This is a genomic window from Streptomyces sp. NPDC042100 (genome assembly GCF_055582325.1).
This window is the reverse complement of record NZ_JBVJDK010000025.1, coordinates 44544-69807: the sequence shown is the minus strand read 5'-3', so window position 1 is coordinate 69807 and position 25264 is coordinate 44544. Positions and strand designations below refer to the sequence as shown.

Annotated in this window: 20 protein-coding genes and 1 pseudogene; 13 read left to right on the top strand and 8 right to left on the bottom strand. The window is 73.9% G+C overall.

The genetic code is table 11. The features are described from left to right. The first annotated feature begins 164 nt into the window (after positions 1–164). Positions 165–2438: an RICIN domain-containing protein gene (locus ACZ6J5_RS34790; RefSeq protein ID WP_469397937.1), complete on the top strand. Its 2274-nt coding sequence runs from the start codon at positions 165–167 to the stop codon at positions 2436–2438. A 145-nt stretch (positions 2439–2583) separates the two neighbouring features. Further along, complete coding sequence (locus tag ACZ6J5_RS34785; protein ID WP_469397936.1) at positions 2584–3849, top strand: NAD(P)/FAD-dependent oxidoreductase; 1266 nt, start codon at positions 2584–2586, stop codon at positions 3847–3849. 165 nt (positions 3850–4014) lie between these two features. On the opposite strand, the gene ACZ6J5_RS34780 is transcribed toward ACZ6J5_RS34785, so the two are convergent. The 5 genes from ACZ6J5_RS34780 to ACZ6J5_RS34760 form a co-directional block, all read right to left on the bottom strand. Continuing rightward, entirely contained in the window at positions 4015–5562 is a 1548-nt protein-coding gene (locus ACZ6J5_RS34780) for a flotillin family protein (protein WP_469397935.1), read from the bottom strand. A 72-nt stretch (positions 5563–5634) separates the two neighbouring features. Next, positions 5635–6141 carry a hypothetical protein gene (locus ACZ6J5_RS34775; RefSeq protein WP_362478958.1) on the bottom strand — a complete coding sequence of 169 codons (507 nt, stop codon included), beginning with the start codon at positions 6139–6141 and terminating at the stop codon, positions 5635–5637. 165 nt (positions 6142–6306) lie between these two features. Next, positions 6307–7389 carry a PucR family transcriptional regulator gene (locus ACZ6J5_RS34770; RefSeq protein ID WP_469397934.1) on the bottom strand — a complete coding sequence of 361 codons (1083 nt, stop codon included), beginning with the start codon at positions 7387–7389 and terminating at the stop codon, positions 6307–6309. A gap of 134 nt (positions 7390–7523) precedes the next feature. Further along, positions 7524–7742, bottom strand: a complete 219-nt coding sequence (locus ACZ6J5_RS34765; protein WP_469397933.1) for a twin-arginine translocase TatA/TatE family subunit — start codon at positions 7740–7742, stop codon at positions 7524–7526. 64 nt (positions 7743–7806) lie between these two features. After that, positions 7807–8382, bottom strand: a complete 576-nt coding sequence (locus tag ACZ6J5_RS34760; protein WP_469397932.1) for a TerD family protein — start codon at positions 8380–8382, stop codon at positions 7807–7809. 348 nt (positions 8383–8730) lie between these two features. Here ACZ6J5_RS34760 and ACZ6J5_RS34755 point away from each other — a divergent pair, with 348 nt between their 5' ends. The 7 genes from ACZ6J5_RS34755 (at position 8731) to ACZ6J5_RS34725 (ending at position 15593) form a co-directional block, all read left to right on the top strand. Further along, positions 8731–10077 (top strand): hemolysin family protein, encoded by a 1347-nt coding sequence (locus ACZ6J5_RS34755; RefSeq protein WP_469397931.1) that lies wholly within the window; start codon positions 8731–8733, stop codon positions 10075–10077. Beyond that, positions 10074–11093, top strand: a complete 1020-nt coding sequence (locus tag ACZ6J5_RS34750; protein ID WP_469397930.1) for a hemolysin family protein — start codon at positions 10074–10076, stop codon at positions 11091–11093. The genes ACZ6J5_RS34755 and ACZ6J5_RS34750 overlap by 4 nt, the downstream gene beginning before the upstream one ends. 70 nt (positions 11094–11163) lie before the next feature. Further along, positions 11164–11523: an ArsR/SmtB family transcription factor gene (locus ACZ6J5_RS34745; protein WP_469397929.1), complete on the top strand. Its 360-nt coding sequence runs from the start codon at positions 11164–11166 to the stop codon at positions 11521–11523. A gap of 85 nt (positions 11524–11608) precedes the next feature. Then, on the top strand, positions 11609–12994 hold the full coding sequence (locus tag ACZ6J5_RS34740) for an MFS transporter (protein WP_469397928.1): 1386 nt from the start codon (positions 11609–11611) through the stop codon (positions 12992–12994). A gap of 10 nt (positions 12995–13004) precedes the next feature. After that, complete coding sequence (locus tag ACZ6J5_RS34735) at positions 13005–13613, top strand: hypothetical protein (protein WP_469397927.1); 609 nt, start codon at positions 13005–13007, stop codon at positions 13611–13613. A 209-nt stretch (positions 13614–13822) separates the two neighbouring features. Further along, a complete protein-coding gene (locus ACZ6J5_RS34730) occupies positions 13823–14554 on the top strand; it encodes a DUF1775 domain-containing protein (protein WP_469397926.1) in 732 nt (243 codons plus the stop codon). A gap of 238 nt (positions 14555–14792) precedes the next feature. Further along, complete coding sequence (locus ACZ6J5_RS34725; protein ID WP_469397925.1) at positions 14793–15593, top strand: bestrophin-like domain; 801 nt, start codon at positions 14793–14795, stop codon at positions 15591–15593. Positions 15594–15650: 57 nt separating this feature from the next. Here ACZ6J5_RS34725 and ACZ6J5_RS34720 read toward each other — a convergent pair whose 3' ends face one another. The 3 genes from ACZ6J5_RS34720 to ACZ6J5_RS34710 form a co-directional block, all read right to left on the bottom strand. Further along, on the bottom strand, positions 15651–16925 hold the full coding sequence (locus ACZ6J5_RS34720) for an MFS transporter (RefSeq protein ID WP_469397924.1): 1275 nt from the start codon (positions 16923–16925) through the stop codon (positions 15651–15653). A gap of 131 nt (positions 16926–17056) precedes the next feature. Continuing rightward, positions 17057–17902: a hypothetical protein gene (locus ACZ6J5_RS34715; protein WP_469397923.1), complete on the bottom strand. Its 846-nt coding sequence runs from the start codon at positions 17900–17902 to the stop codon at positions 17057–17059. Positions 17903–18275: 373 nt separating this feature from the next. Then, complete coding sequence (locus ACZ6J5_RS34710; protein WP_469397922.1) at positions 18276–19742, bottom strand: catalase; 1467 nt, start codon at positions 19740–19742, stop codon at positions 18276–18278. A 313-nt stretch (positions 19743–20055) separates the two neighbouring features. On the opposite strand from ACZ6J5_RS34710, the gene ACZ6J5_RS34705 reads away from it, so the two are divergent. The 4 genes and pseudogenes from ACZ6J5_RS34705 (at position 20056) to ACZ6J5_RS34690 (ending at position 25243) form a co-directional block, all read left to right on the top strand. Next, entirely contained in the window at positions 20056–20505 is a 450-nt protein-coding gene (locus tag ACZ6J5_RS34705; protein WP_469397921.1) for a hypothetical protein, read from the top strand. Positions 20506–20654: 149 nt separating this feature from the next. Further along, positions 20655–20987: pseudogene (locus ACZ6J5_RS34700) on the top strand (ArsR/SmtB family transcription factor); the annotation flags it as partial. 115 nt (positions 20988–21102) lie between these two features. After that, the gene (locus ACZ6J5_RS34695; protein WP_469397920.1) at positions 21103–23187 is read left to right on the top strand and encodes a heavy metal translocating P-type ATPase; all 2085 of its coding nucleotides are present in this window, start codon (positions 21103–21105) and stop codon (positions 23185–23187) included. A 409-nt stretch (positions 23188–23596) separates the two neighbouring features. Beyond that, positions 23597–25243, top strand: coding sequence for a GMC oxidoreductase (locus ACZ6J5_RS34690; protein WP_469397919.1), 1647 nt, complete (start codon positions 23597–23599; stop codon positions 25241–25243). Positions 25244–25264: the final 21 nt, after the last annotated feature.

The window sequence follows — 25264 nt, the reverse complement described above, 5'->3', positions numbered from 1 at the left end:
CAGCGATAACATCCTCTGCCATAGTTTCGGCCGTCACCCGGAAGGCCACACCTTCCTCAGGCTCAACTACCGAGCAGCGCAACGGCAATGAGAGATTTCGAGACTCCCCCTCTCGCTTCCTCTCGTCCCTGTCATCGATAACAGTCCTCACCTGAGGAGTACGCGTGAAAGCTCCGCGCAGCAGACTGGTGGGCGCGCTCGCCGCGGCGGCCCTGGCCCTCGCCGTCGGCGGCCCGCTCGCGGCCCCCGCCGCCTCGGCGGCCCCGGCCGCGCCCCCGGCGCCGACCCCCGCACCGGCCGCCGCGGCGGCCACGTACACCGTCACCGTCGGCGCGAAGGGCACCTGGAACCGCCCCGACGACACCCCGGCGAGCCCGTACCTGGACAAGGACGGCACCTTCTACTACCAGCAGGCGCACGCCCTGTACGGCGCCAACGACGGCCGCAGCTGGACCTTCTACTCCGGCGCGGACTTCGACAGCGCCAACCGCTCCGGCGCGATCAGCGACGCGGTGAACCCCGCCAACACGAACGACCGCAACAACGACACCACGTGGCGCTGCAACAACAGCCCCACCGGCGTCGAGTCCACCCAGGCCCCCGCCGGCAGCGGCTACGCCCACCGCAACTACTGCGACCTCACCGGTCTGTGGGTGGATCCCGACACCGGCGACTGGTACGGGCTCGTGCACAACGAGTTCACCCCGCAGCCCTTCGGCGACGGCCTCCACTACGACTCCATCGACTACGCGGTCTCCAAGGACCAGGGGAAGACCTGGACCATCAAGGGCCACGTCATCACCTCGCCGTACAGCACCAAGCGCGGCGACACGGCGGCCTTCCCGCAGCAGACCTACCACTACGGCACCGGCGACCCGCGCCTCTTCGTGGACACCGCCTCCGGCTACTTCTACGTCTTCTACGGCTCCCGGATCGTCGACAAGGGCGGAAGCTGGCGCGCCTTCTACGGGCACGTCGCCCGCGCCCCGCTCTCCGGCAAGATGGCCCCCGACTCCTGGAAGAAGTGGTACGGCGGCGCGTGGAGCCAGCCCGGGGTCGGCGGCCGGGAGAGCACCATGGTCCCGGTCGGCGCGGGCAGCACCACCGGCTACGTCCCGACCGGCAAGGAGTACAGCCCCGCGAACTCCGGCACGGTCGCCCAGCAGGTCGCGGCGGGCCTGACCCCCGCCACCTCCCCGCTGTTCGTCATGGACATCACCTACAACGCGCACCTCGGGCTCTACATCGGCGAGCCCCAGGCCGTCGACCAGAGCGGCAACGCCCCGCAGGAGCTGTACGCCACCGACGACCTGACCACCCAGAAGTGGTTCCGGCTCGGCGACACCGGCTCGTACAAGAACGCCTCCTGGTACCGCTGGTTCCTCGACACCGGCAGCAGGACCGGCTCCGGCATCACCGGCAAGGACTTGCGCGCCTACTGCTCCTTCGGCTGCTCCGGCGGCGCGAGCGCCGAGTACGTCAACCTGAGCCTCGGTACGAGCGCCCCCGCCGCCCCCGTCGACACCACGAAGACCTATCGGATCGGCAGCTCCGCCGGCCGGGTCCTCGCCCAGGTCCAGGGCGGCTCCGACACCACCTCGACGGCCGCGCCGACCGGCTCCGCGCTCGAATCGTGGACCTTCACCGCGAAGGGCGACGGCTCCTACCGGATCGCCAACGCCTCCACCGGCCGGCTGCTCGGCGTCCCCGCCACCGCCCCCGCAGGCCGCGCCTGGGGCACCCGGCCGACGGTCACCGCCGCCGCCTCGGGTCCCGCGCAGGACTGGTTCGTCATCCGGGGCACCGCCGCCTCGGACAACGCGCCCACCGGCACGTACAAGCTGGTCAACCGCTACAGTGGGCTCGTGATCGGCCTCACCGCCGACACCGCCCGCCCGGCCGAGACCACCCCCGTCCGGGCCTGGACCGACACCACCGGCGGCCCCGTCGGCGGCGGCCGGTCGGCCGCCGAGCAGAGCCTGACGCTCACCGCGACCGGTGACACCCCCGGCGGGGGCTCCCTCGACGGGGTGCACACCCTCACCACCGGCGGCAAGGCGCTCGACGACCCGGACAGCAGCACCGCCGACGGCACCCGGCTCATCACCTGGACCCCGAACGGCGGCGCCAACCAGAAGTGGACCTTCACCCGTCAGGCCGACGGGAGTTACGAGCTGCGCAACGGGCACTCCGGCAAGTGCGCCGACGTCGAGGGCGGGACGGGCGCCGGGGCCGGCGCCAGGATCATCCAGTGGACCTGCCACGGCGGCGCCAACCAGCGCTGGAACGTCACCCGCCTGGCGAGCGGCGCCTACACCCTCGCCTCGGCCGGCGGCGGTGGCCTGCTGCTGACCACGGCCTCCGCCGCCGACGGCGCCGCCGTCACCCAGCAGGCGGACACCGGCAGCGCGCGGCAGCAGTGGACCATCGGCGGCTGAGCGGCACCGACAGGAGTTCCGTGCGGTGGGGTCGGCCGCACGGACACCGTTCCTTCGGCTCCCTGTAGGTTGGGCATGTGCCTGACACGTGTGGCGAGCCCGCCGCGCGTGTCAGGCGCCCCCACCCGAAGGGAGCGATCAGCGCATGACCAGCTCTGAGAGCGCGGGACCCGGCTACGACGTCGTCATCGTCGGCGCCAGCCTCGCCGGCAGCGCCGCCGCGATCCTGCTCGCCCGGCGCGGAGCCCGCGTCGCGCTGCTGGAGCGCCGCTCGGACCCCGACGCGTACAAGGTGCTCTGCACCCACTCCATCACCGCCAACGCCTACCCGGTACTGGCCGAGCTCGGTCTCGTGCCCGCGCTGGAGAAGGCCGGCGCGGTACGCAACGAGGCCCGCTGGTACACCCGTTGGGGCTGGATCGCGCCGAAGGCGGCGCCGGGCGGGCCGGAGTTGCCGTACGCGTACAACGTCCGGCGCAGCGTCCTCGATCCGCTGATCCGCCGCCGCGCCGCCGAGACGCCCGGCGTGGACCTGCTCCTCGGGCACCGGGTCACCGGGCTGCTCGCGGAGGACGGGCGCACCACGGGGGTGCGCGCGACCGGTCCCGACGGCGAACGCGAGCTCAGGGCCCGGCTGGTGGTCGGCGCCGACGGCAAGGACTCCGCCGTCGCGAAGCTCGCCGGGATACCCGCCCGCAGCCACCGCAACGCCCGCTTCGGCTACCTCGCCCACTTCCGCGACCTCCCGCTGGCGGGCGGCATCGGCCAGACCTGGTTCCTGGAGCCGGACATGGCCTACGCGTTCCCGAACGACGACGGGGTGACCGTCCTCGCGGTCCTCCCGGACAAGAAGCGCCTCCCGGCGTTCCGGGCGGACCTGGAGGGTGCCTTCCTCTCCTTCGTCCGCGCCCTGCCGGACGCGCCGCCGGTCGACGCGGCCCGGCGCGTCTCGAAGATCATCGGTCATGTCGACTACCCGCTGCACACCCGCCGGCCGACCGCCCCGGGCCTCGCGCTCGTCGGCGACGCCGCCCTCACCGGCGACCCGCTGTGGGGCGTCGGCTGCGGCTGGGCCCTGCAGTCGGCGCGCTGGCTGACGGAGGCGGCCGGCCCCGCCGCCGCCGGCCACGGCGACCTCGACAAGGCCCTCGCCTCCTACGCCCGCGTCCACCGGCGGCGGCTGCTCGGCCACCAGTGGCTGGCCGCCGACTTCGCGGGCTCCCGCCCCTTCAACCCGGTGGAGCGCCTGGTCTTCTCGGCGGCGGCCCGCGACGAGGCGATGGCCCGCCACATGTACCTCTTCGCCTCCCGCCTGACCGGCCCCTTCCGCTTCCTCAGCCCCCCGGCGGTGGCGAAGGCGGTCGCCGTCAACCTCCGGCACCGGAGGGCGGGTGCGGGCGCGGCGCCGTAGCCCCGGCCCGGGGCGGTCCCGCCCCGGCACGGGAGAAGGCCGGGTGCCGGCCGCTCGGTGGAGAGCGGCCGGCACCCGGCCTTCCCCGTCGTACGGGGCGGCCGAGGCCGCGCCCGGCGACGCCAGGTCCCAGGGCCTGTCCGGTGGGTCGGGGGCGGACAGTTCCTAGTCGGTCACCTCGATGACGCCGTCCCCGTCCCTGGCCGGACGGCCCGCCGTGCCCGGCGACGCCTGGCCCGGGACGGACGCCTTGCCGGTCACGTTCTGGAGCATCGACGCGAGGTCCATCCCGGTGGTCGCCGAGAGCAGTTCCATGCCCTGGGCGACGTTGTCCGTGACGGTACGGGCCAGCCGGCCCGCGCCGTCCGTGGAGATGACCGTCATCTTGTCCACGGCCGCCAGCGGCTCGGCCGCCTTCGCGACGATCTGCGGCAGCGCCTCGACCACCATCTGGAGCATGGCCGCGTCGCCGTACCGCTCGTACGCCTCCGCCTGCTTCCGCATCGCCTCGGCCTGCGCCGCGCCCTTCGCCGAGATCGCCGCGGCCTCCGCGTCGCCCTCCAGCCGCACCGCGTCCGCGATGGCGGCACGCCGGGCGCGCTCGGCCTCGCCGCGCTTGGCGCCCTCGATGGCCTCCGCCTCGGCGAGGGCCTGGCGGCGCTGCTTCTCGCCCTCACCGGTCAGCCGCGCGCGCTCCGCCTCGGCCTCGGCCGCGGCGATCGCCGCCAGCCGCTCGGCCTCGGCCTGCTTGACCCGGGCCACCCGCTGCGCCTCGGCCTGCTGCTCCGCCTCGTACCGCTTGGCGTCGGCCGGCTTGCGGACCTGCGTGTCGAGCTGCCGGTCCGTCAGGGCGGCCTGCCGCTCGGCGACCTTCTCCTGCTCGGTGAGGATCTGCTGCTGCCGGTCGGCCTCGGCCAGCGGCCCGGCGGCGTTCGCCTGCGCGGCGGCGGCGTCGGTCTCGGCCTTGATCTCGGCCTGGCGCAGGTACAGCGTGCGCTGGGCGACCGCGATCTCCTCCTCGGCCTTCAGCCGCGCCTGCTCGGCGGCCCGGCGGGCGCTCGCCTCGGCGATGTCGGCCTCCTGCTTGGCGCGGGCGGCCTCCGGGCGCCCGAGGTCCTCCAGGTAGGAGCCCTCGGTGGTGATGTCCTGGATCTGGAAGGCGTCCAGCACCAGGCCCTGCCCGGACAGGCTCGCCTCGGCCTCCTCGGCGACCTGCCCGGCGAAGGCGGCCCGGTCGCGGATGATGTCCTCGACCGACATCCGGCCGACGATCGACCGCAGCGCGCCGGACAGCACCTCCTGGGTGAAGCCGACGATGCCCTCCTGCTGCATCAGGAAGCGCTGGGCCGCGGCCCGGATGGAGTCCTCGGTGCCGCCGACCTTGACGATGGCGACACCGTCCAGGTTGGCCTTGACGCCCCGCAGGGTGACGGCGCCTCGGACGGCGACCGGGATGTGCCGGCTGGACAGGTCCAGGCTGAACTTCTGCTGCACGAACGGGATGACGAAGACCCCGCCGCCCACCACGACCTTCTGGCCGCTGTTGTCGGTGAACACCTGCCCGGTATCGGGGTCGGTGGACTTCTTGCCGCGGCGGCCGGTGACGATGAACGCCTCGCTGGGACCGGCGACCTTGTACCGGGTGACGACGACGAGACCGAGCAGCACGAGCAGGACGACGATGCCCACGACGGCCAGGAGGACAGGGCTCATGACGAGACCCCCTTCGACGGAACGGAACAGAACACGGGCCGGGCGCGGCGGGAGGCCGCGCGTCCGGCGCGGTCAGCGCTCGACGGGGCGGACGCTGACGGAGGTCGGCGAGAGCACGCCCTCGACCCAGACCTCGGTGCCGCGGGCGACGGGCGCGTCGGCCTTCGCGGCGTACTTCACCGGCTGGCCCGCGAGGTGCAGCAGCACCTCGCCGTAGCCGCCGGAGGGAATGGCGGTGACGACGGAGCCGGAACGCCCCGGCAGGTCCTCGCCCCGGGGCGCGGACGCGGCCCCGTCACGCATCAGGGCCCGGCTGAACGTGCCCGTGAGCCAGCCGACACCGATGCCCGCGACCGCGCCCGCCCCCGTGGCGGCCCCCGCCCCGACGCCGGTGGTCCCGAGCACGATCGCCCCCGTGAACCCGAGCGCCGACACGAAACCGGCGATCACCGGCAGCGACAGCACCCCGTCCAGCCCGGCGCCGAGTCCGTCGAGGACCCCCTCCAGCACTCCGTCGAGGACCAGGCTCAGCACGAGCAGGACGAGTCCGGCGATGCCGAGACCGAGAAACCATGCCATGTGCCCGTCCCTTCGGTCGCGGCGTGCCGTCCGCCGTCAGGGGAATCGTTTCATCGGGGCAAGGCGCGGCGCATTGCCGGACTCCGGCAATCTTTACGCGTTCTTGATGCCGTGTATGCCTGGGTGTGCCTGGGTGTGCTGGGTGTGCCCGGCCGCCGGGCCGCCTCAGAGCTCCCGCTCCGGCCAGCCGAGCAGCCGGGCGCCGATGACGGCGGTCTGGAGGGTGTAGCGCTGGGTCGGGTCGGCGGGATCGGCGCCGGTCAGGCGGTGGATCCGGTCCAGCCGGTAGGTGACGGCCCGTACGCTCAGCGAGAGCCGGCGGGCCGTCTCGGTGGTGACGCAGCCGCTGTCGAAGTAGGCGGTCAGGGTGTCGAGGAGCGGCCGGGCGCCGCCCCGGGCCTGCCGCACCGGCCCGAGCACGGAACCCACCAGGTCGGCCATGGCCTGCCGGTCGCGGCTGAGGACCGGGTAGACCAGCAGGTCCGCCGCGTACAGCACCGGCCCTTCCAGGTCCATCCGGTCGGCCAGGTCGAGGGCGTTGAGCGCCTCCTCGTACGAGTGGACGACCCCGCCCGCGCCCGGGTGCCCGCGCCCGATGGCGACCCGGCCGCCGTCGGTCACCGCGTACGCCTGCTTGGCGAAGTGCTGGAGCACCTCGGGCTCGTCGGCGGGGGCCACGCAGATCAGCAGCCCGTCCTTGGTGGTCAGCAGGATGCGCCGGTCGCCGAACCGGGCCAGCAGCGAGGACTCGACGGCCCGGGGGACCGGGAAGCCGTCGGAGTACGGCTCCGGCCCCTGGGCGACCGCCACCGCGTGCGCGCGGGAGAGCAGCAGCCCGAAGCGCTCGGCCCGCTGCGCCAGCCGGCCGAGGTCGCTGCGCCCGTAGAGCAGGTCGTCGACGAACTCCCGGCGCGCGGCCTCCTCCCGCCGCACGGCCAGGGCCTGGGCCCGCTCGTGGCCCTCGGCGAAGGCGTCGACGGCCTGCTCGACCGCCGCCAGCAGCCGGTCGGCGTCGGCCCGGGTCCCGGCGGGGCGGATCCGCCGCGCGGCGGCGAGGTGGGCCCGTACGAGCGTCCGCAGCCCGAGCCCGGCCTCCGCGGCCCGCTCGCCGCGCTCCCGCAGCCCTTCGAGCTCCTCGCGGGTCAGCCGCCTGCCCGTGGCGCAGACGCCGGTCAGCACCTCGGCGTACCCCGCCAGGTGCTCCTCGTACGCGTCCACGTACGCCTCCACCGCTGTCCCTTCCGTCATGACCTCTCCCGTGCCGGCCGCGCGCGCCCTCCTGACGGGTTCCTGACGCGCGGTGCACCAGGGTGGCACGACGACGGCGGGCACCCCGCGTGCGGGGTGCCCGCCGGGAAGACGGCGCCGCCTTCCGGACACGCCTACGGCCGGGAGGCGGGTCCGTCCTCGCGCGGGGGCGTCGGGCGGACCTGGTAGACGGCCTGCGGCGGCGGGGCGTCGTCGGTCTTCATGGCCCGCGACTCGCTCTTGAGGATGCGGGCCGCCTTGCCCGCGCTGCGCGCGAGTTCGGGCAGCTTCTTGGCGCCGAGGAGGAGGATGAGGACGATCAGGACGAGCGCGAGCTCACCGATGCCGAACAAGGTCGTGCTCCTTCGGTCTCGTGGGTCCGGGGGAAAGCGGGGGCCGGTGCCGGTGCCGCGGAGGTCAGACGTTGACGCCGAAGTCGGCGGCGATGCCGGCCAGCCCGGAGGCGTAGCCCTGGCCGACGGCCCGGAACTTCCAGTCGGTGCCGTGGCGGTAGAGCTCGCCGAAGATCATCGCCGTCTCGGTGGCGGCGTCCTCGGACAGGTCGTAGCGCGCGAGCTCGACGCCGTCGGCCTGGTTGACGACGCGGATGAACGCGTTGCGCACCTGGCCGAAGCTCTGGCCGCGGTTGTCCGCGTCGTGGATGGAGACGGGGAAGACGATCCGGGCGACCTCGGCCGGGACGGCCGCCAGATTCACCTTGACGCTCTCGTCGTCGCCGTCGCCCTCGCCGGTGAGGTTGTCGCCGGTGTGCTCGACCGAGCCGTCGGGGCTGGTCAGGTTGTTGTAGAAGACGAAGTGCCGGTCGGAGACGACCTTGCCCGCGTCGGCGAGGAGCAGCGCGCTGGCGTCGAGGTCGTAGGCGGCGCCGGTGGTCGTCCGCACGTCCCAGCCGAGTCCGACCACCACGGCGGTCAGTCCGGGCGCCTCCTTGCTCAGCGAGACGTTGCCGCCCTTGGCCAGACTCACACCCATGCCCGTTCCTCTCCTCGCACCGGGGCCGTTGCCCCCGGTCGTACGCGGATCATCGTACGGGGACAATCTACAGCCATGTAGAAGAGTCCGGTAGGATCGTCTGACTCGCCGTGGCCGACGGCGGCGGCCGGGCGGCGGTGTGACGGTGGCGGCCGAGCGGTCCGGCTGCGAGCCGGCCGGGCGACACAGGGAGCACGCGGCCGCCCCGGCCGCCCCGTGCGGCAGGATGCGGTGAGACCCGCACCTCCCTCCCGGGGAGCCCCCGTGGGAGCCCGCGAGGGCCCCCGTAAGGAGCCGCTTCTTGTCCGCCAGACCGACGTCCACCGACGCCTCGAAGGGGTGCGGTCGATGAACGCCGCTCTCGGCCTGCTGGCCGTGCTCGTCCTGACCGCCGGCACCGGCTACTTCGTGGCCCAGGAGTTCGCCTACGTCGCCGCCGACCGCCTCGCCCTCGCCCGGGAGGCGGAGGCCGGCGACCGGCGCGCCGCCCGCGCCCTCACGGTCCTCGAACGCCTCTCGTTCATGCTCTCCGGCGCCCAGCTCGGCATCACCGTCACCGGCCTCGTCGTCGGCTTCCTCGCCGAACCCTCCTTCTCCGCGCTGCTCAAGCCCCTCCTCGACGGCACCGGACTGTCCGACGGGGCCGTGTCCGCGATCTCCGTCGTGCTCGCCTTCACGGTCGCCACCGTCCTGCAGATGGTGCTCGGCGAACTCGCCCCGAAGAACCTGGCGCTGGCCGTCCCCGAGCGCCTCGCCAAGGCGCTCGCCCCCTCCACGCTCCTCTACCTCAAGGTCGTCGGCCCCGTCGTCCACGTCTTCGACGGCGCCGCCAACCGGCTGCTGCGCCGGATCGGCATCGAACCCGTCGAGGAACTGCACCACGGCGCCACCCTCGAAGAGCTCAGCCACCTCATCGGCGAGTCCCACGAACAGGGCCAGCTGCCGCCCGCCACCGCCGAACTCCTCGACCACGCGCTGGACTTCTCCGAGCGGACCATGGACGAGGTGATGGTCCCGCGCGCCGACGCCGTCTTCGTGCGCAAGGACGCCACCCTCGCCGAGGCCGTCGAGCTCATCGCCCGCCACGGCCACTCCAACTACCCCGTCCTCGGCGACCACCCCGACGACATCGTGGGCGTCCTCGGCGTGCGCGAACTCGTCCGGGTGCCCGCGGGCCGCTTCGGCGAGCTGACCGCGGGGGAGCGGGCCCGGCCGCCGCTGCTGCTCCCCGACACGCTGCCCTCGCCGCGCGCGGTGGCGCGGATGCGGGAGCACGACGACGAGTTCGCCGTGGTCCTGGACGAGCACGGCGGCGTCGCCGGGATCGTCACGTACGAGGACATCGCCGAGGAACTCGTCGGCGACATCGCCGACGAGAGCGACACCGTCGTCGCCCCCGCCGTGCCCGACGGCACCGGCTGGCGCGTCGACGCGGGGCGCCGCCTCGACGAGATCGAGGAGGCCACCGGCATCGCCCTGCCCGAGGACGACGACTACGACACCGTCGCCGGCCTGGTCATCGACCGGCTCGGCCGCTTCCCCGCCATCGGCGACGAGCTGACCGTCGAGGGCGTCCGCATCGAGGTCCTCAGCCTCGACCGGCACGTCCCCGAACGCGTACGCCTCGGACCCGCCCCGGCCGCCGGCCCCGAGGCCGCCACCGGCACCGCCACCGGAGAGGAGGAGCGGGCATGAGCTTCCCCATGGCCCTGTTCGTCACCGTCCTGCTGCTCATCGGCAGCGGCTTCTTCGTCGCCGCCGAGTTCGCGCTCGTCGCCGCCCGGCGCCACCGCGTCGAGAAGGCCGTCGCCGAGGGGCGGCGCGGCGCCAAGGCCGCCCTCGCCGGGATGCGCGAGCTGTCCCTGATGCTCGCGGGCGCCCAGCTCGGCATCACCGTCTGCACCCTCGGCCTCGGCTCGATCTCCAAGCCCGCGATCTCCCACCGCCTCGACCCGCTCCTCGTGGACCTCGGGCTGCCCACCGGGCTGAGCTACGGCATCGCCTTCGCCGTCGCCATGATCGTCGTGGTCTTCCTGCACATGGTCGTCGGCGAGATGGCCCCCAAGTCCTGGGCCATCGCCCACCCCGAGCGCTCCGCGATGCTGCTCACGCCCGCCTTCCGGGCCGTCGTCAAGGCCGTCCGCCCGCTGCTCTGGGTGCTCAACCGGGTCAGCAACGCGCTGGTCCGGCTCTGTCGGGTGCAGCCCCGCGACGAGCTGACCGCCGTCCACAACCGCGAACAGCTCACCCACCTCGTCGCCGAGTCCGAGCGCCTCGGCCTCATCGCCCGCACCGACTCCCAGCTCATCACCCGCTCCCTCACCGAACCCCAGACCCCGGTCGACGGGCTCGGCACCCCGGCCGCCGACATCGTCGCCGTCCCGGCGGACGCGGACCTGGACGCGCTCCTCGCCCGCGCCGCGCAGGCGGGCCGCTCCCGGCTGCTGGTCCGCGACGGCGACCGCTACCTCGGCGCCGTGCACGCCCGTGACGCCCTCGTCGCCGCCGCCCGGGGCCGCCGCGCCACGGCCCGCGACCTGGTCCGTCCGGTGCCCGAACTGGCCACGGGCACCACGGTGTCCGAGGCCGTCGAGCACCTGCGGCAGCGCCGCTCCTCGCTCGCGGTCGTACGGGACGCGGCCGGCGAGGTCACGGCCCTGGTGAGCCTGGACGACCTGCTGGTCCACCTGATGGGCCCGCAGACGGGCTGAGGGGCGCGCGGGGCGGCCGAGGCGCGCGGGCCCGGCGCGCGGCGCGGGCGGCGTGCCTACGATGGCGGGTATGTCTTCGAGTGACGCGTCCTCAGCCGCGGGCCCCGCGCACCAGCGCACGCCCGGCTCCCGCGAGCTGGTGGCGGCGGCGGGAGTCTTCGCGCTCCTCGCCGACCCCACCCGGCTGCACCTGGTGTGGGTGCTCGCGCGGGCCGAGTCGGACGTGACGGCGCTGGCCGCGGCGGTCGGGGCGGCCCGCCCCGCGGTCAGCCAGCACCTGGCCAAACTGCGGCTCGGCGGGCTCGTGGAGTCCCGCAAGGACGGCCGGAGGGTCGTGTACTCGCTGCCCGACGGGCACATGAGACGGCTCGTCGTGGAGGCGATCAGCCACGCCGACCACCAGGTGACGGGCGAACCCTGGCACGACTGAGGGCGACCGGAGACAATTCAATACGTGCGCACCCATGCACATGTCGGCTACGGTGAAGGCCCGCAGCCGACCGAGGGGTGCCGCGATGCCGTCCGTCCTGAGGAACCGCACCTACCGCCGCCTGTTCACCGCCCAGGCCGTGGCCCTCGTCGGCACGGGCCTCGCGACGGTCGCGCTCAGCCTCCTCGCGTACGACCTCGCCGGCGGCGACGCGGCGGCCGTCCTCGGGGCGGCGCTGACGGTCAAGATGGTGGCGTACGTGGGGATCGCGCCCCTCGCCGGCGCCGTCGCCGACCGCGTCCCGCGCCGGGCGCTGCTCGTCTCCATGGACTTGATCCGGGCCTGCGTCGCGCTGAGCCTGCCGTTCGTGACCCAGGTCTGGCAGGTGTACGTCCTGGTCTTCCTGCTCCAGGCCGCCTCCGCCTGCTTCACCCCCGTCTTCCAGGCCACCATCCCCGAAGTCCTGCCGGAGGAAAGGGACTACACCCGGGCCCTGTCGCTCTCCCGCCTGGCCTACGACCTGGAGAGCCTGTTCAGCCCCGCGCTGGCCGCCGCGCTGCTCTCCTTCGTCCCGTACGGCCGGCTCTTCACCGGCACCGCCGCGGGCTTCGCCGCCTCGGCCGCCCTGGTCGCCTCCGTCCTGCTGCCCGCGCCCCGCCCGGCCCCCCGCGAAGGCGGCGCCTACGCGAGGATCGCCTTCGGCGCCAGGCTCTTCCTGGCCACTCCGCGCCTGCGCGCCCTCCTCGCGCTCGACCTCGTGGTCGCCGCCGTCGGCGCGCTCGTCCTCGTCGGCACCGTCGTCCTGGTCCGCGACACCCTCGGGCGCCCCGCCGGGGACGTCCCGCTCGCCCTCGGCGCGTACGGGGCGGGCTCCATGGCGGTCGTCCTGTCGCTGCCCCGGCTGCTGGACCGGCTCGACGACCGGACCCTGATGCTCCCCGCCGCGGGCCTGCTGACCGGCACCCTCGGCGTCGTGGCGCTCGGCCTGGCGGCGGCCGGCCCGGGCGCCGCCTGGCGGTGGCCCGCGCTGCTGGCCGCCTGGGCCCTGACCGGAGCGGCGACCTCGGTGATCCTCACCCCCGGCGGACGCCTCGTGCGCCGCTCGGCCGGGACGCCGGACCTGCCCGCGGCGTACGCGGCCCGCTTCTCCCTCACGCACGCCTGCTGGCTGCTCGCCTACCCGCTGGCCGGCGTCCTCGCCGCCGGGCCAGGACCGGCCGTCGCGGCGGGCGCGCTGACCGTCCTCGCGCTGGCCGGGACGCTGGCGGCGGTCCGGTTCTGGCCCCGCGAGGACCCGGCCGCGCTCGACCACGCCCACCCCGAACTACCGGGCGATCACCCGCACTTGGCGGGCCTCGGGCCGAGCCACCGGCACGACTTCCACATCGACGTCCTGCACCCGCACTGGCCCGCGACGGTCCGCGGGACGGCGCCGGGCCCTGTGTACGGGCGGGGTGCGGCTGGTTCATGATGGGCGCGCCATGCCGTGGACCAGCCGCAGCCGATCCGGGCGTCGCCCCGGCGCGGGACCGGACGGCGACGCGGCCGGACGCGTGGCGCGGGCGGGCGTGTTCAGCGGCGTCGGCACCGCCCTCGCCGTCACGGCCCACCACCTGGCCTCGGGCGACGCCCCGGCCTGGGGCGCGGCGCTGAGCGGCGCCGCCCTCCTGTTCCTCCCCGCCCTCGTCCTCGTACGCCGGTCCCGCGCGCTCCCCGCCGTGGCGGCGGCGACACTGGCGGCCCAGGCCCTGCTGCACAGCTGGTTCGCGGCGCCGCACGCGGTGCACGCGGTGCACGCGGTGCATGGAGGCGGTGGCGGGGGCGGGGGCGGCGGCATGGCGCCGGCGCACGCGCTGGCCGCGCTGGCGGTGGCGTGGCTGACGCAGAGGGCGGACACGGCGGTACGCGCGGCGGCCCGAGCCGCACGGGAACACCTGGCGGCGCTGCGCGCCACCGCGCGACGCGCCCCGGTCCCGCCGCTCCCCCCGCTTCCACCGGACGTCCTCCACTGGGCGCCCCCGCCGCCCCCGCGCCGCCGGACGGGAACCGTCCCCCTGAAACACCCGATGGCGAGGAGAGGCCCTCCGTGAAAGCCCGTGGGAAGCCCATCGGTGCGCCCCGGATGCGCCCCGGATGCGCCCCGGACGCGCACCGAAAGCGCACGGAAGACGCATGGGAAGCGCGTCGGAAGCGCAGGGGAAGCCCACTTCGCACCCACGCCCGACCGGCACCACAGGTTCCGCGCCGGCCCCTCATCAGCACTCCTCCCTCCTCCCTCCTCACCATCGACGGAGCCACCATGTCCCGAACAGCCCGCCGGGCGCGCGTCCCGCTCGTCGCCGCGGCGACGCTCGCGGCGTCCATCGCGCTCGCCACCCCCGCCTCGGCGCACGTCGAGGTCGAGGCGAAGGGCGCCCGAGCCCTCGCCGAGAACGTCGAACTCTCCTTCACCGCCGAGTCGGAGTCGACCTCGTCCGGCATCACCCGGCTGGAGGTCGTCCTCCCCGAGGGCCTCAAGCCCGCGGACGTGGTCTACAAGAGCGGCCCGTCGGGCTGGCGGCTCACCCCGACCGCCCGCGGCTACGCGGTGTCGGGCCCGGCCGTGGCGGCCGGGGAACCGGCCGCGTACAAGGTCGTCGTCCGCAGACTGCCGGACGCCAGGTCGCTGGCGTTCAAGACGCTCCAGACCTACGGGGACGGGCGCGTGGACCGCTGGATCGAGGTGGAGAAGGCCCACGAGACGGACGGCCACGCGGGCAACCCGGCCCCGACCCTGAACCTGGGCCCGGCGGCGACCCCGACCCCGACACCCCCGCCGCCCACCGCCTCCGCCACGACCACTCCCGCGCCCCAGCCGCCGTCGCCCACCACGGCCGCTCCGGCGCCCCCGAAGGCGTCGGCCGAGGACCCCCCGGCCGACGGCACCTCCTCTCCGGCGACGGCCCTCACGATCACGGGCGTGATCGTCCTCCTGGTGGCCCTGGCCGGAGCCTGGTGGTGGCACCGCCGCAGGGGGCGCGCCGAGAGCTGACGGGGCTGACGGCCCTGACGGGGAACGGGGCGGGGAGGGGCGGGGAGGGGAGGGCGAGGGCGAGGGGAGAACGGGGGAGGGGGAGCGGGCTCGGTATGCGCCGCACAGCCCAACGGAGCTCCCCCGTGCGGGGGCGAACGAACGTTTCCCCCGTTCCCCTTCCCGCCCGGCACGGACATGATCGGCGCGACCGGTCGGGTCCGCTCGGGGCCCTGGCCTCCGCGGAAGGTGCCTGTCCGTGTTCATCGTCATCGCCGTCGCCGTCGCCGCCCTGCTCGCGGGGCTGGCCGCGAACCGCTACCTCCGGCCCCGGCTGCTGAACGAGGACGACGACACCGGGATGGCCGTCAAGGACCTGGTCGGCCCGCTGCTGACGCTGACGGTGCTGCTGCTGGCGTTCGTCCTGGTCACGGCCAACGGCTCGTACGGGAAGGCGGAGGTCGCCTCGCGCGGTGAGGCCCGCGCGCTCGACCAGCTCGTCGAGACCGCCGAGTACGCGCCGGAGGCGCAGCGCGGGCGGATCCAGGCGGACGCGGTCTGCTACGCCCGCGCCGTCCGGACCCAGGAGTGGCCGGCGATGGCCGACGGGGAGGGCTCGTCCGCCCCCAGCGCGTGGTCGACCGACTTCCGGCTGGCCTTCCGCGACCTACAGGGCCAGCCGGTCTTCGGGATGCTGATCGCCGCCGACAACAAGCGCTCCGACGAACGCGAGGAGCGGCTGACCCAGGCCACCGCGAGCATCCCCAGCGCCATCCTGTGGTTCCTGCTCGCCACCCTGACCATCACCGTCATCGGCCTCGGCATCTGTCTGCCCCGCAGGAACAACCGGGGCCAGATCATCACCCTGGTCGTCATCACGGCACTGCTGACCACGACCCTGTGCATCATCCGGGACGTCGACCGCCCCTTCGGCGGGATCATCAACGTCGAACCGACCGCGATCGCCGAGGCCGAACGGCAGGCCACCCGTGACTTCCTCGCCCACCACTCGGCCGACCAGCTCCCCTGCGACGGCCGGGGCGACCGCCGGGTCGTCTGACGGGCCGTCCGCCGGGCTGTCCTTCGGGCCGCCTGACGGGCTGTCCGACGGAGAGCTTCAGGCGGCCTCGGTGAGGGCGGACCGGTCCGTACGGGGTGCCTGCGGGGCGGTCGCGACGAGGGCGGCCGGTGCGGCGCTCCCCTCGTGGCGCGGCCACAGGAGGAGGGCGCCGACCGTTCCGGCCGCCGCGAGGACCGCGAGGACGGACCAGGTGACGGTGAAGCCGGCGGCGCTGCCGAGCCAGCCCGCCACGGGGTAGGTGACCAGCCAGGCCAGGTGCGACAGGGAGAACTGGGCGGCGAACGCCCCGGGAAGCGCGTTGCGGGCCACGGAGGCGCGCAGGACCTTGCCGGTCGGGGTGATGACGAGCGCCATGCCGACGCCGATCGCGCCCCAGACGACGGCCGTGCCGGTCCAGGTGAGGAGACCGGTCGCGGTGAGCGCGACGGCGGTGGCCGTGGCACCGGCGAGGACGGCGGCCCCGGCCGTCATGACGGTGCGGGGGGCCGCCCGGTCGAGGACGCGGGGCAGGGCGAGGGCGGTGAGCAGGGTGCCGGTGCCGGAGGCGGCGAGCATCCAGGCGACGTCCGACTGGGTGCCGCCGAGTCCGTCGCGGACGTGGTTGACGGTGTTGACGACGACGATCGAACCGGCCGAGGCCACCACGAGGTTGAGCGCCAGGACTCCGCGCAGCCGAGGGGTCCGGAGGAACGTCCGGATCCCGGCCGCCGCCCGGTCCCACGCTCCGGTGCGGCCGCTGGGGCGCGCTTCGGGGATGCGCGTCGACAGGACGAGCGCGGCGGAGAGCAGGAATCCGGCCGAGGTGCCGAGGAACAGCCGGTCGAAACTCAGGAACGTCAGGGCGACGGCCGCGAGCACGGGGCTGAGCAGGCTCTCCATGGTGGAGGCGACCTGGGAGGCGGACAGGGCCCGCGTGTAGTCGGCCTCGTCGGTGACGATGTCGGGGATGACGGCCTGGAACGTCGGCGTGAACGCGGCGGAGGCCGCCTGGAGCAGTCCGATCAGCACGTAGACGTGCCACACCTCGGTGACCAGCGGCAGGGCCAGGACCACGAGGCCGCGGACCGCGTCGAGGAGGAAGAGGAAGGTCCTTCTGGGGAGCCGGTCGACGTACGCGGCGGCGAGCGGCGCGATGGCCACGTACATGGCCATCTTGATGGTCAGGGCCGTGCTGAGCACGGCGCCGGCGCGCGGACCGGCGAGGTCGTAGGCGAGGAGCCCGAGGGCCACCGTGGTCAGCCCGGTCCCGAACAGGGCGATGACCTGGGCGCCGAACAGATGGCGGTAGTCGCGGATGGCGAAGAGGCGCATGGCGGGTTCCTTCCGTGTCCATGCGGCGGGGCGCGCCCCCGGGGCGGGGGCCGCGCCCCGCGGTTACAGGCGGGGGAATCGGATGCGGGCCGGGCCGGACAGCTCATGACGCTCCTTCAGGGGACGGGCTCTCAGTGGTGGCCGTGGTGGCTGTGGTGGCCGTGCTGCTCATGGTGGTTCCCGTCGTGCGCGGGGGCGGCCTCGGCGGTGTGGACGGTGAACTCGGCGGTCCGGACGCGGCCTTCGTGCTGGAAGTCCAGGTAGAGCCGGTAGGCCCCGGCCGTGGGCGCGACCGCCATGAAGCTGATCGCGGGCCCGGGCGCGGTGGTGCCGTCGCCGGGGTGGCCCTCCGGGTGGACGTGGAGGTAGCCCAGGTCACCGACGCGCAGGGCCACGAGGTGTCCGTAGGCGGCCAGGTAGGGCTCCAGGTCGGTGACGGGCCGGCCGTCCCGGCCGACGCTGAGGGTCAGTTCGCTCGCCTGGCCCGGCACCAGCGTGCCGTCGAGGGTGACGGTGTACGCGTCGACGTGCGCGGTACGGGCGGCCTCGGGGAGCGGCCTGGGGTCGTACGCCCCGGGGACCGCGACGTCTATCCCCAGCGTCAGCGTCCCGTCGTGGCCGGCCGGGTGGATGTCGGTGAAGAACCTCCAGTCCCCGGGCTCCAGGTCCAGCGTGGTGTGCCAGTGCCCCTTGTCGTCCCGCACCGGGTGCACGTGCTGGAACCCGGCCGTGTCCCGTCGGACGGCGATGAAGTGGAGCTCCTTCTCGTGCTCGGCGACAAACTCGGTGACCGGCTGCCCGTCGGGCCCGGTCACCCGGAACCCGATGTGCTGCCGAGGCCCGGCGGCGAGGATCGTGGAGTCGACTTCGAGGGTGAACCCGTCGGCGGAGACGGCGAGCCCGCCGGCCTGCCCGCCACCGTGGGCGCCGTGACCGGCGTGGCTGTCGTGGCCGGTGTGGCCGGTGTGGTTCTGCATGGTGACTCCCCGGTGTGTGGTGGCGCCTCGTCCGCTCTGGACGATGATCAGAACCATATACCCCCGGGGGGTATTCCCGCGAGATGAAATCGCGCCGGAGACGAAGACCGGGGAGGAAGACCGGAGGCGAAGACCGGGGAGGAAGGCCGGGGAAGAAGACCGGGGGAGGAAGGCCGGAGGCGAAGACCGGGGAGGAAGGCCGGGGAAGAAGATCGGTGAAGAAGGCCGGAGAACGAGCTGACCGCCCGCTCCGGGACCGCAGGTGCCGCGCTGGAGCGGCCCAGGGCGTACAGGACGCGGCGCGCGGACGCCCGTACCGCCGCCGACGCCGCGTACCACTACGCCCCAGCCCCCCGCCCCGTACGTCCCTGCCCTACGCCCCCTGTCCCCGTCCGGCCCGCACGCCGTCCTTGACGCGCCGGCCGATGCCCGGGTCGATGGAGGTCCAGTACGTGAACGCGCGCTCCAGGACCGGCTCGCTCACGCCGTCCAGGAGGTGGCCGACCACGTTCTCCACGAGCCGGTCGCGCGCCGCGTCGTCGAGGACCTCGCGGACGAGGGTGCCAGCCTGCCCCCAGTCGTCGTCCTCGGCGTGCGCGACGTACGCCGCCCGGGTGATCTCACCCTCGACGGCCCAGCTCGGCGGGGTGCCGTAGCGCTCGGTGTCGGCGGCGGGGCCGCCCTTGGAGTTGGGGGCGTAGACCGGATCCGATGTCTTGCGGAAGGCCATCGCGCCGTCCTTCGAGTACGTGTGGACGTCGACGACGGGGGCGTTCACCGGAAGCTGCTGGTAGTTGGTGCCGATCCGGGCCCGGTGGGCGTCCGGGTACGAGAACAGCCGGCCCAGCAGCATCCGGTCCGGGCTCGGGCCGATCCCGGGGACGAAGTTGTTCGGCTGGAACGCGGCCTGCTCGATCTCGGCGTGGTTGTCGGTGGGGTTGCGGTCCAGCGTCATCCGCCCCACCGGGACGAGCGGGTAGTCGCCGTGCGGCCACACCTTGGTGAGGTCGAACGGGTTGAACCGGTAGCCCGCCGCGTCCTCGTACGGCATCACCTGCACGTTCAGCGTCCAGGACGGGAAGTCGCCGTCCCGGATGTGCTCGAACAGGTCCCGCACGTGGCAGTCGGTGTCGACGCCCGCCATCCGGTCGGCCTCGGCCTGGGTGAGGAACTCGACGCCCTGGTCCGTCTTGAAGTGGTACTTCACCCAGAAGCGCTCGCCGGAGGCGCTGATCCACATGTACGTGTGCGAGGTGTAGCCGTTCATGTGCCGCCAGGTCCGGGGCACGCCGCGGTCGCCCATCAGCCAGGCGACCTGGTGCGCGGACTCGGGGGAGAGCGTCCAGAAGTCCCACTGCATGTCATGGTCGCGCAGATTGCTGTCCGCGCGGCGCTTCTGGGACCGGATGAAGTGCTGGAACTTCATCGGATCCTTGATGAAGAACACCGGCGTGTTGTTGCCGACCATGTCGTAGTTGCCCTCGGACGTGTAGAACTTCACCGCGAACCCGCGCGGATCCCGCCACGTGTCCGGGCTCCCCCGCTCACCGGCCACCGTGGAGAACCGGGCCACCAGGTCGGTGCGCGTCCCCGGCTGGAACAGCGCGGCCCTGGTGTAGCGGCTGACGTCGTGCGTGACCTCGAACCGCCCGAACGCCCCACTGCCCTTCGCGTGCGGCTGGCGCTCCGGGACGCGCTCCCGGTTGAACTGCGCCATCTGCTCGATCAGGTACGCGTCCTGGAGGAGAACGGGCCCCGCCGGCCCCGCGGTGAGCGAATGCTCGTCGCTCTCCACCGGCGCCCCGGAGTCGGTCGTCGTGGCGGGTCGGCTCTCGGTCATCACACAGCCCTTCGTCGTCGCAGACACCCCGCCCCGCCCCACCCTGACCCGCCCCGCCCTCCTCCGCGACTCGGGAGACGCCGGGGCGGCGGACCGGCGAGGCCCTCGCGGGGGTCGGCCAGGGCCAAGGCCAGGGGCAGGGCCAAGGTCAGGGCCAGGCCGGAGCCGTATGGGAACCTGAGGACGATGGAGAATCATCAGTTAGTAGCATGAAGATCCCGTTTTGCCCTCTTTAGGGTGGGGGGACAGAACCCGCTCGGCCGCCCCGTCTCGCGCCGACCGCGCCCCCCGGACCCACCACCAGAGGAACACCGTGTCCCGCTCTCGCCACTCGTGCTGCTCCGTCGTCGCCATCGGCGGCCTCGTCGTCCTGCTGGTCGCCGGTGCCGCCTTCGTGGCGAACAGCACCTGGTTCGCCAAGAAGGTCGGCGGCTCCTGGGACATCACCTACGAGGGGACCGGCGGCCGGGCCGGTACGGGACAGGCGTCCGACGTGCGCTACGCCCACAGCCCGGACCGCAACGGTTCCGTGCCCCGGGAGGAGACGACCGGGCCGGTGAGCCTGCCCTGGAGCCGGCAGGTCTTCGTCGGATTGGGGGACCGGGCCCGGGTGGAGGTGCGCCCCGCCGGGAACGGGACAGCCGCGTGCCGCATCCTCCTGGACGGTATCCGGGTGGTCGCGGAAGGCACGTCCCCCGCCCCGGGCAAGCCGGCCGTCTGCGAAGTCACCACCAGCGACACGCCCGGCAAGTGGCCGCACTGACGGCAAGCGTCGCCGGTCGCACGCCCTCACGCGCGTCCAACCTCAATGGTCGTCTGATGCGGCAGCTCCTTGATGGGGTGGCTGTCTGATTCAGGATCTACTGAATTCACTCTTCACTTGATTCAGTCGACACTGTACTGTCGGCATTCATGGAGACATCGCACCCGTCCGGCATCGCGGTCGCCGTGGATGCCGGGGCACTGGCGAGGGTCGGCACCGCCCTCGCGGACGAGAACCGCCGCAGGCTGCTGCTGGCCCTGCTCGAAGCCCCCGCATACCCCTCGGACCTGGCCGACGCCCTCGGCATGACGCGGGGCAACGTCTCGAACCACCTGTCCTGTCTGCGCGGGTGCGGACTCGTGCGGACCGTCTCCGTCGGGCGCCGGGTCCGTTACGAGCTGGCCGATCCCCGGCTCGCCCACGCGCTCTCCGAGCTGGCCTCGCTGGTGCTCCTGGTCGACCAGGCAGCCGCGAGCGCTGAGCCCTGCGCCCCGGACGACTACGCCGGAGCCCCCGCCCCCGCCGCCGACGCCTGCGACGCGGACGACGCCTGCCGCACCGCCGACACCGTCACTGTCGACATGCCGCAGGTGTCCCGTGGCTGACGCCTGCTGCGGCACCGACACCCCCGCCGCCCCGCCTTCCGCCGCCGACGTGGCCGCACTCCCCTCGGCCGTCTGGCAGGTGCGCGAACTCCAGGCCGCCGCCCTCTCCGGCGTCCTGCTCGGGATGTCCCTGCTGCTCCCCGACGGCTGGGCCACCGCCGGCGCGCTGGCCGCCCTCGCTGTCGGCGCCGCCACCTTCGTCCCCGGCACCCTGCGGGGCCTGGCGAGGGGGCGCCTCGGCGTCGGCCTGCTGATGGCCATCGCCGCCGCCGGCGCCGTCGCCCTCGGCGAGTACGGCGAGGCCGCCACCCTCGCCTTCCTCTTCTCCATAGCCGAAGGCCTCGAAGGCTACGCCGTCGCCCGCACGCAGCACGGTCTGCGCGCGCTCCTCGACCTCGTACCGGCCACGGCGACCGTCCGGCGCGACGGCGTGGAATACGAGGTTCCCGCCGCCGGACTCCGCGTCGGCGACGTTCTTCTCGTCAAGCCCGGCGAGCGGATCGCCACCGACGGGACCGTGACCGCCGGTCGCAGCGCGCTCGACACCTCCGTGGTCACCGGTGAGTCCGTTCCCTCGGAAGCCGGTCCCGGCGCCGAGGTCTTCGCCGGCTGCGTCAACGGCGCGGGCGCCCTGGAGATCGGCGTCACGGCCACCGTCGAGGACAACTCCCTCGCCCGCCTGGTCCACACCGTCCACGAGGCCCAGGAACGCAAGGGGGCGAGCCAGCGCCTCGCGCAGAGGTTCGCCCGGCCCCTGGTCCCCGGCGTCCTCGTCCTCGCCGCCCTGATCGCCGTCCTCGGCAGCCTCTTCGGCGACCCGGGCGTCTGGATCGAACGCTCCCTCGTCGTCCTCGTCGCCGCCGCCCCCTGCGCCTTCGCCCTGTCCGTCCCGGTCGCCGTCGTCGCCGCGATCGGCGCCGCGTCCAAGGCGGGCGTCCTGCTCAAGGGCGGCGCGGCCGTCGAAGCCCTCGGCAAGGTCAGGGTCGTCGCCGTCGACAAGACCGGCACCCTCACCCGTAACGAGCCGTCCGTCATCGACGTCGTCCCGGCCGCCGGCCACACCCGCGCGGACGTCCTGGCCGTGGCCGCCGCGCTGGAGGCGCGCAGCGAACACCCCCTCGCCGCCGCCGTCCTGGCCGCCGCCGACACCACGGCGGTGATCCCCGCCGACGACGTCGAGGCCGTCCCCGGCAACGGCCTCACCGGAACCGTGGCGGGCCGTCCCGCCCGCCTCGGCAAGCCCGGCTTCGTCGCCTCCGGCCCCCTCGCCGACGACGTGCTGCGACTCCAGGACGCCGGAGCCACCGTCGTCCTCGTCGAACACGACGGCCGGCTCCTCGGTGCACTCGCCGTCCGCGACGAGATACGCCCCGAGGCCGCCGACGCGGTGAAGGCGCTCCGCGCCCAGGGCGTCAGGGTCGTCATGCTGACCGGTGACAACGCCCGTACCGCCGCCGCCATCGGCGCCGCCGCCGGGATCGACGACATCCACGCCGAGCTCCTCCCCGAGGACAAGGCCCGCATCGTCACCGAACTCCGCGCCGCCCACGGCCCCGTCGCCATGGTCGGCGACGGCATCAACGACGCCCCCGCCCTGGCCACCGCCGACGCGGGCATCGCCATGGGAGCCATGGGCAGCGATGTCGCCGTCGAGGCCGCCGACATCGCCCTCATGGGCGAGGACCTGCGTCGCCTCCCCGACGCCCTCGCCCACACCCGGGCCGCCCGTCGCGTCTTCACCCAGAACCTGCTGATGTCCGGCGGCATACTCGTCGCCCTCGTCCCCCTCGCGGCCACCGGCGTCCTGGGCCTCGCCACCGTCGTCGCCAGCCACGAACTGGCCGAGGTCCTGGTCATCGGAAACGGCATCCGCGCCGGCCGCGGGAAGCACCTGCCCGCCCACCCGCCCCTGCGCGCCTCCAGGGAAACCCCGGCCCCCGCACGGCGCCCGGCCCCCGCGGCGGCACTGGCGGGCCCGGTCCTCCTGCCTCCGAGCATGGCGGCTCCGGCCGCGCCCGCGGGCCGGAAGCCGGGCGGAGGCTGCTGCGGCGACTCCTGCGGATGCGGCGACGGCTGACGGGGAGGTGACGCCCGCCCGCCCACGCTCTCGCGGTATGCCTCGGCGTACGTGACCTCAGCGCGTTCCTCTTGCCCGAGTGGCTGTCTCCTGATTTCTGGGGGAACACTGTTCAGCGAGAAAATTCCGCAGAGCCCAGCGCGGACTGCGACTGTCCGTTGTTCCGCGACGGTCCCCGCCGGGGAAAGACCGGGCCCGCGTGGTTTCCACTGGCCTCGCGATCTGCGGGACTGCTTGACATCGACAGTGCACGAGAATCCCCCGCTCACGGCTTACGCCGTGGCCCGCTCGTCGTGGGCCACAGCGCGGTCCGGCGTGCCGGGAAGTTGACACGTCGAGGTATGGGAGCGGTTCGATGGAGGAACCTACTGGGTCCGGGTCGAGGGCCGGTGCGCCGGTTCGTTATGACGTGGTGGTCATCGGCTCCGGTTTCGGTGGCAGTGTGAGTGCGCTGCGCCTGTCGGAGAAGCACTATCGCGTCGGTGTCCTGGAAGCGGGCCGCCGGTGGGAGCCCGAGGAGTTCCCCGCGAATTCCTGGCACGTACGCCGCTGGCTGTGGGCGCCGAGGCTGGGGTGCCTGGGGCCGCAGCGACTCACCATGCTGGGCAACTGTTTCGTTCTGGGAGCCTGCGGGGTGGGCGGCGGGTCGCTCGTGTACGGCAACGCGCTGTACGAACCGCACGACACCTTCTACTCGGATCCTCAGTGGGCCCGGATCACCGACTGGCGGTCCGAGCTGGCTCCGCACTTCGACCAGGCGAAGCGCATGCTGGGTGTGCGCACCAATCCTCGCCGGACGCCGGCTGACGATCTGCTGGAGGAGGTGGGGGCGGGGCTCGGGGTCGCGCACACCGCGCACCCCACCGAGGTCGGTGTGTTCTACGGAGAGCCGGGCGTGACGGTGCCCGACCCGTACTTCGGGGGGCAGGGGCCGGACCGTGCGGGATGTACGGGCTGCGCGCGGTGCCTGACGGGGTGTCCGTACAACGCGAAGAACACCCTGCCCACCAACTACCTGTATCTGGCCGAGCGGGCGGGGGCCCGCATCCACCCGATGACCACGGTCGTGGGAGTACGGCCGCGCCGGGAGGGTGGGTACACGATCTCGGCGAAGAGCAGTACGGGCAAGGGCCGGTCCGTGTTCCTCGCGGAGCAGGTGGTCTTCGCCGCCGGTGCCATGGGTACGCAGCGGCTGCTGCACGAACTGCGTGCCAATGGCAGCCTGCCCCGGGTATCAGGGTGTCTGGGCCAGCTGAGCCGGACGAATTCCGACTCGATCCTTCTGGTCGGGACGAAGGACCGCCGGGACTTCGCCCAGGAGACCACCATCACCTCCTCGCTGCACCCCGACGCCAGCACGCATGTGCAGGTATTCCACTACGGGAAGGGCTCCAACCTGCTGTACGGGCTTTCCACGCCGCTGGTCGACGGTGAACGGCTGAGGCCGCTGCGTTGGCTGGCTGTCATCCTGCGCCGCCCGGGGGCGTTCCTGCGCTCGCTGGACCTTCGGCGCGCCTCCGAGCGGACGATCATGTTCCTGGTGATGCGGGCCGACGCGGGCTCCTTGAGCACCTACCTCAAGCGCGGCCTGTTCGGTACCCGGCTGGCCACCCGGCAGGACTCAGGGGCCCCGCCTCCGAAGTGGATTCCCGTCGCCAACGACCTCACCCGCCGGGCAGCGGCGCGGCTCGGCGGTGACCCACTGGGAACCATCTGCGACGTGTTCAACCGGCCCATGACCGCGCACTTCATGGGCGGCTGCCTGATCGGTGACTCTCCCGACACCGGAGTGATCGACCCCTACCACCGGCTCTACGGGCACCCGGGTCTCCACGTCGTCGACTCGTCGTGCCTGACGGCGAACCTCGGTGCCAACCCCGCCCTGACGATCACCGCGCAGGCCGAGCGGGCCATGGCCCTGTGGCCCAACCGCGACGGCCCGGACCCGCGCCCGCGCCTGGGCGCACCGTACCGGCGCATCCAGCCTGTGGCCCCGGTCAAACCCGCGGTTCCGCCCTTGGCCCCCGGTGCCCTGCGCACCCCGGCTTCCAGCTGAGGTCGCCCCTGGGCGTGGCCC

Bases quoted from the DNA above. Each gene is read 5' to 3' on its own strand.
- ACZ6J5_RS34730 (WP_469397926.1), top strand. From the start codon at position 13,823: ATGTCCCGAACAGCCCGCCGGGCGCGCGTCCCGCTCGTCGCCGCGGCG.
- ACZ6J5_RS34770 (WP_469397934.1), bottom strand. From the start codon at position 7,389: ATGACGGAAGGGACAGCGGTGGAGGCGTACGTGGACGCGTACGAGGAG.
- ACZ6J5_RS34785 (WP_469397936.1), top strand. From the start codon at position 2,584: ATGACCAGCTCTGAGAGCGCGGGACCCGGCTACGACGTCGTCATCGTC.
- ACZ6J5_RS34735 (WP_469397927.1), top strand. From the start codon at position 13,005: ATGCCGTGGACCAGCCGCAGCCGATCCGGGCGTCGCCCCGGCGCGGGA.
- ACZ6J5_RS34715 (WP_469397923.1), bottom strand. From the start codon at position 17,902: ATGCAGAACCACACCGGCCACACCGGCCACGACAGCCACGCCGGTCAC.
- ACZ6J5_RS34780 (WP_469397935.1), bottom strand. From the start codon at position 5,562: ATGAGCCCTGTCCTCCTGGCCGTCGTGGGCATCGTCGTCCTGCTCGTG.
- ACZ6J5_RS34720 (WP_469397924.1), bottom strand. From the start codon at position 16,925: ATGCGCCTCTTCGCCATCCGCGACTACCGCCATCTGTTCGGCGCCCAG.
- ACZ6J5_RS34755 (WP_469397931.1), top strand. From the start codon at position 8,731: ATGAACGCCGCTCTCGGCCTGCTGGCCGTGCTCGTCCTGACCGCCGGC.
- ACZ6J5_RS34740 (WP_469397928.1), top strand. From the start codon at position 11,609: ATGCCGTCCGTCCTGAGGAACCGCACCTACCGCCGCCTGTTCACCGCC.
- ACZ6J5_RS34775 (WP_362478958.1), bottom strand. From the start codon at position 6,141: ATGGCATGGTTTCTCGGTCTCGGCATCGCCGGACTCGTCCTGCTCGTG.
- ACZ6J5_RS34745 (WP_469397929.1), top strand. From the start codon at position 11,164: ATGTCTTCGAGTGACGCGTCCTCAGCCGCGGGCCCCGCGCACCAGCGC.
- ACZ6J5_RS34760 (WP_469397932.1), bottom strand. From the start codon at position 8,382: ATGGGTGTGAGTCTGGCCAAGGGCGGCAACGTCTCGCTGAGCAAGGAG.
- ACZ6J5_RS34710 (WP_469397922.1), bottom strand. From the start codon at position 19,742: ATGACCGAGAGCCGACCCGCCACGACGACCGACTCCGGGGCGCCGGTG.
- ACZ6J5_RS34750 (WP_469397930.1), top strand. From the start codon at position 10,074: ATGAGCTTCCCCATGGCCCTGTTCGTCACCGTCCTGCTGCTCATCGGC.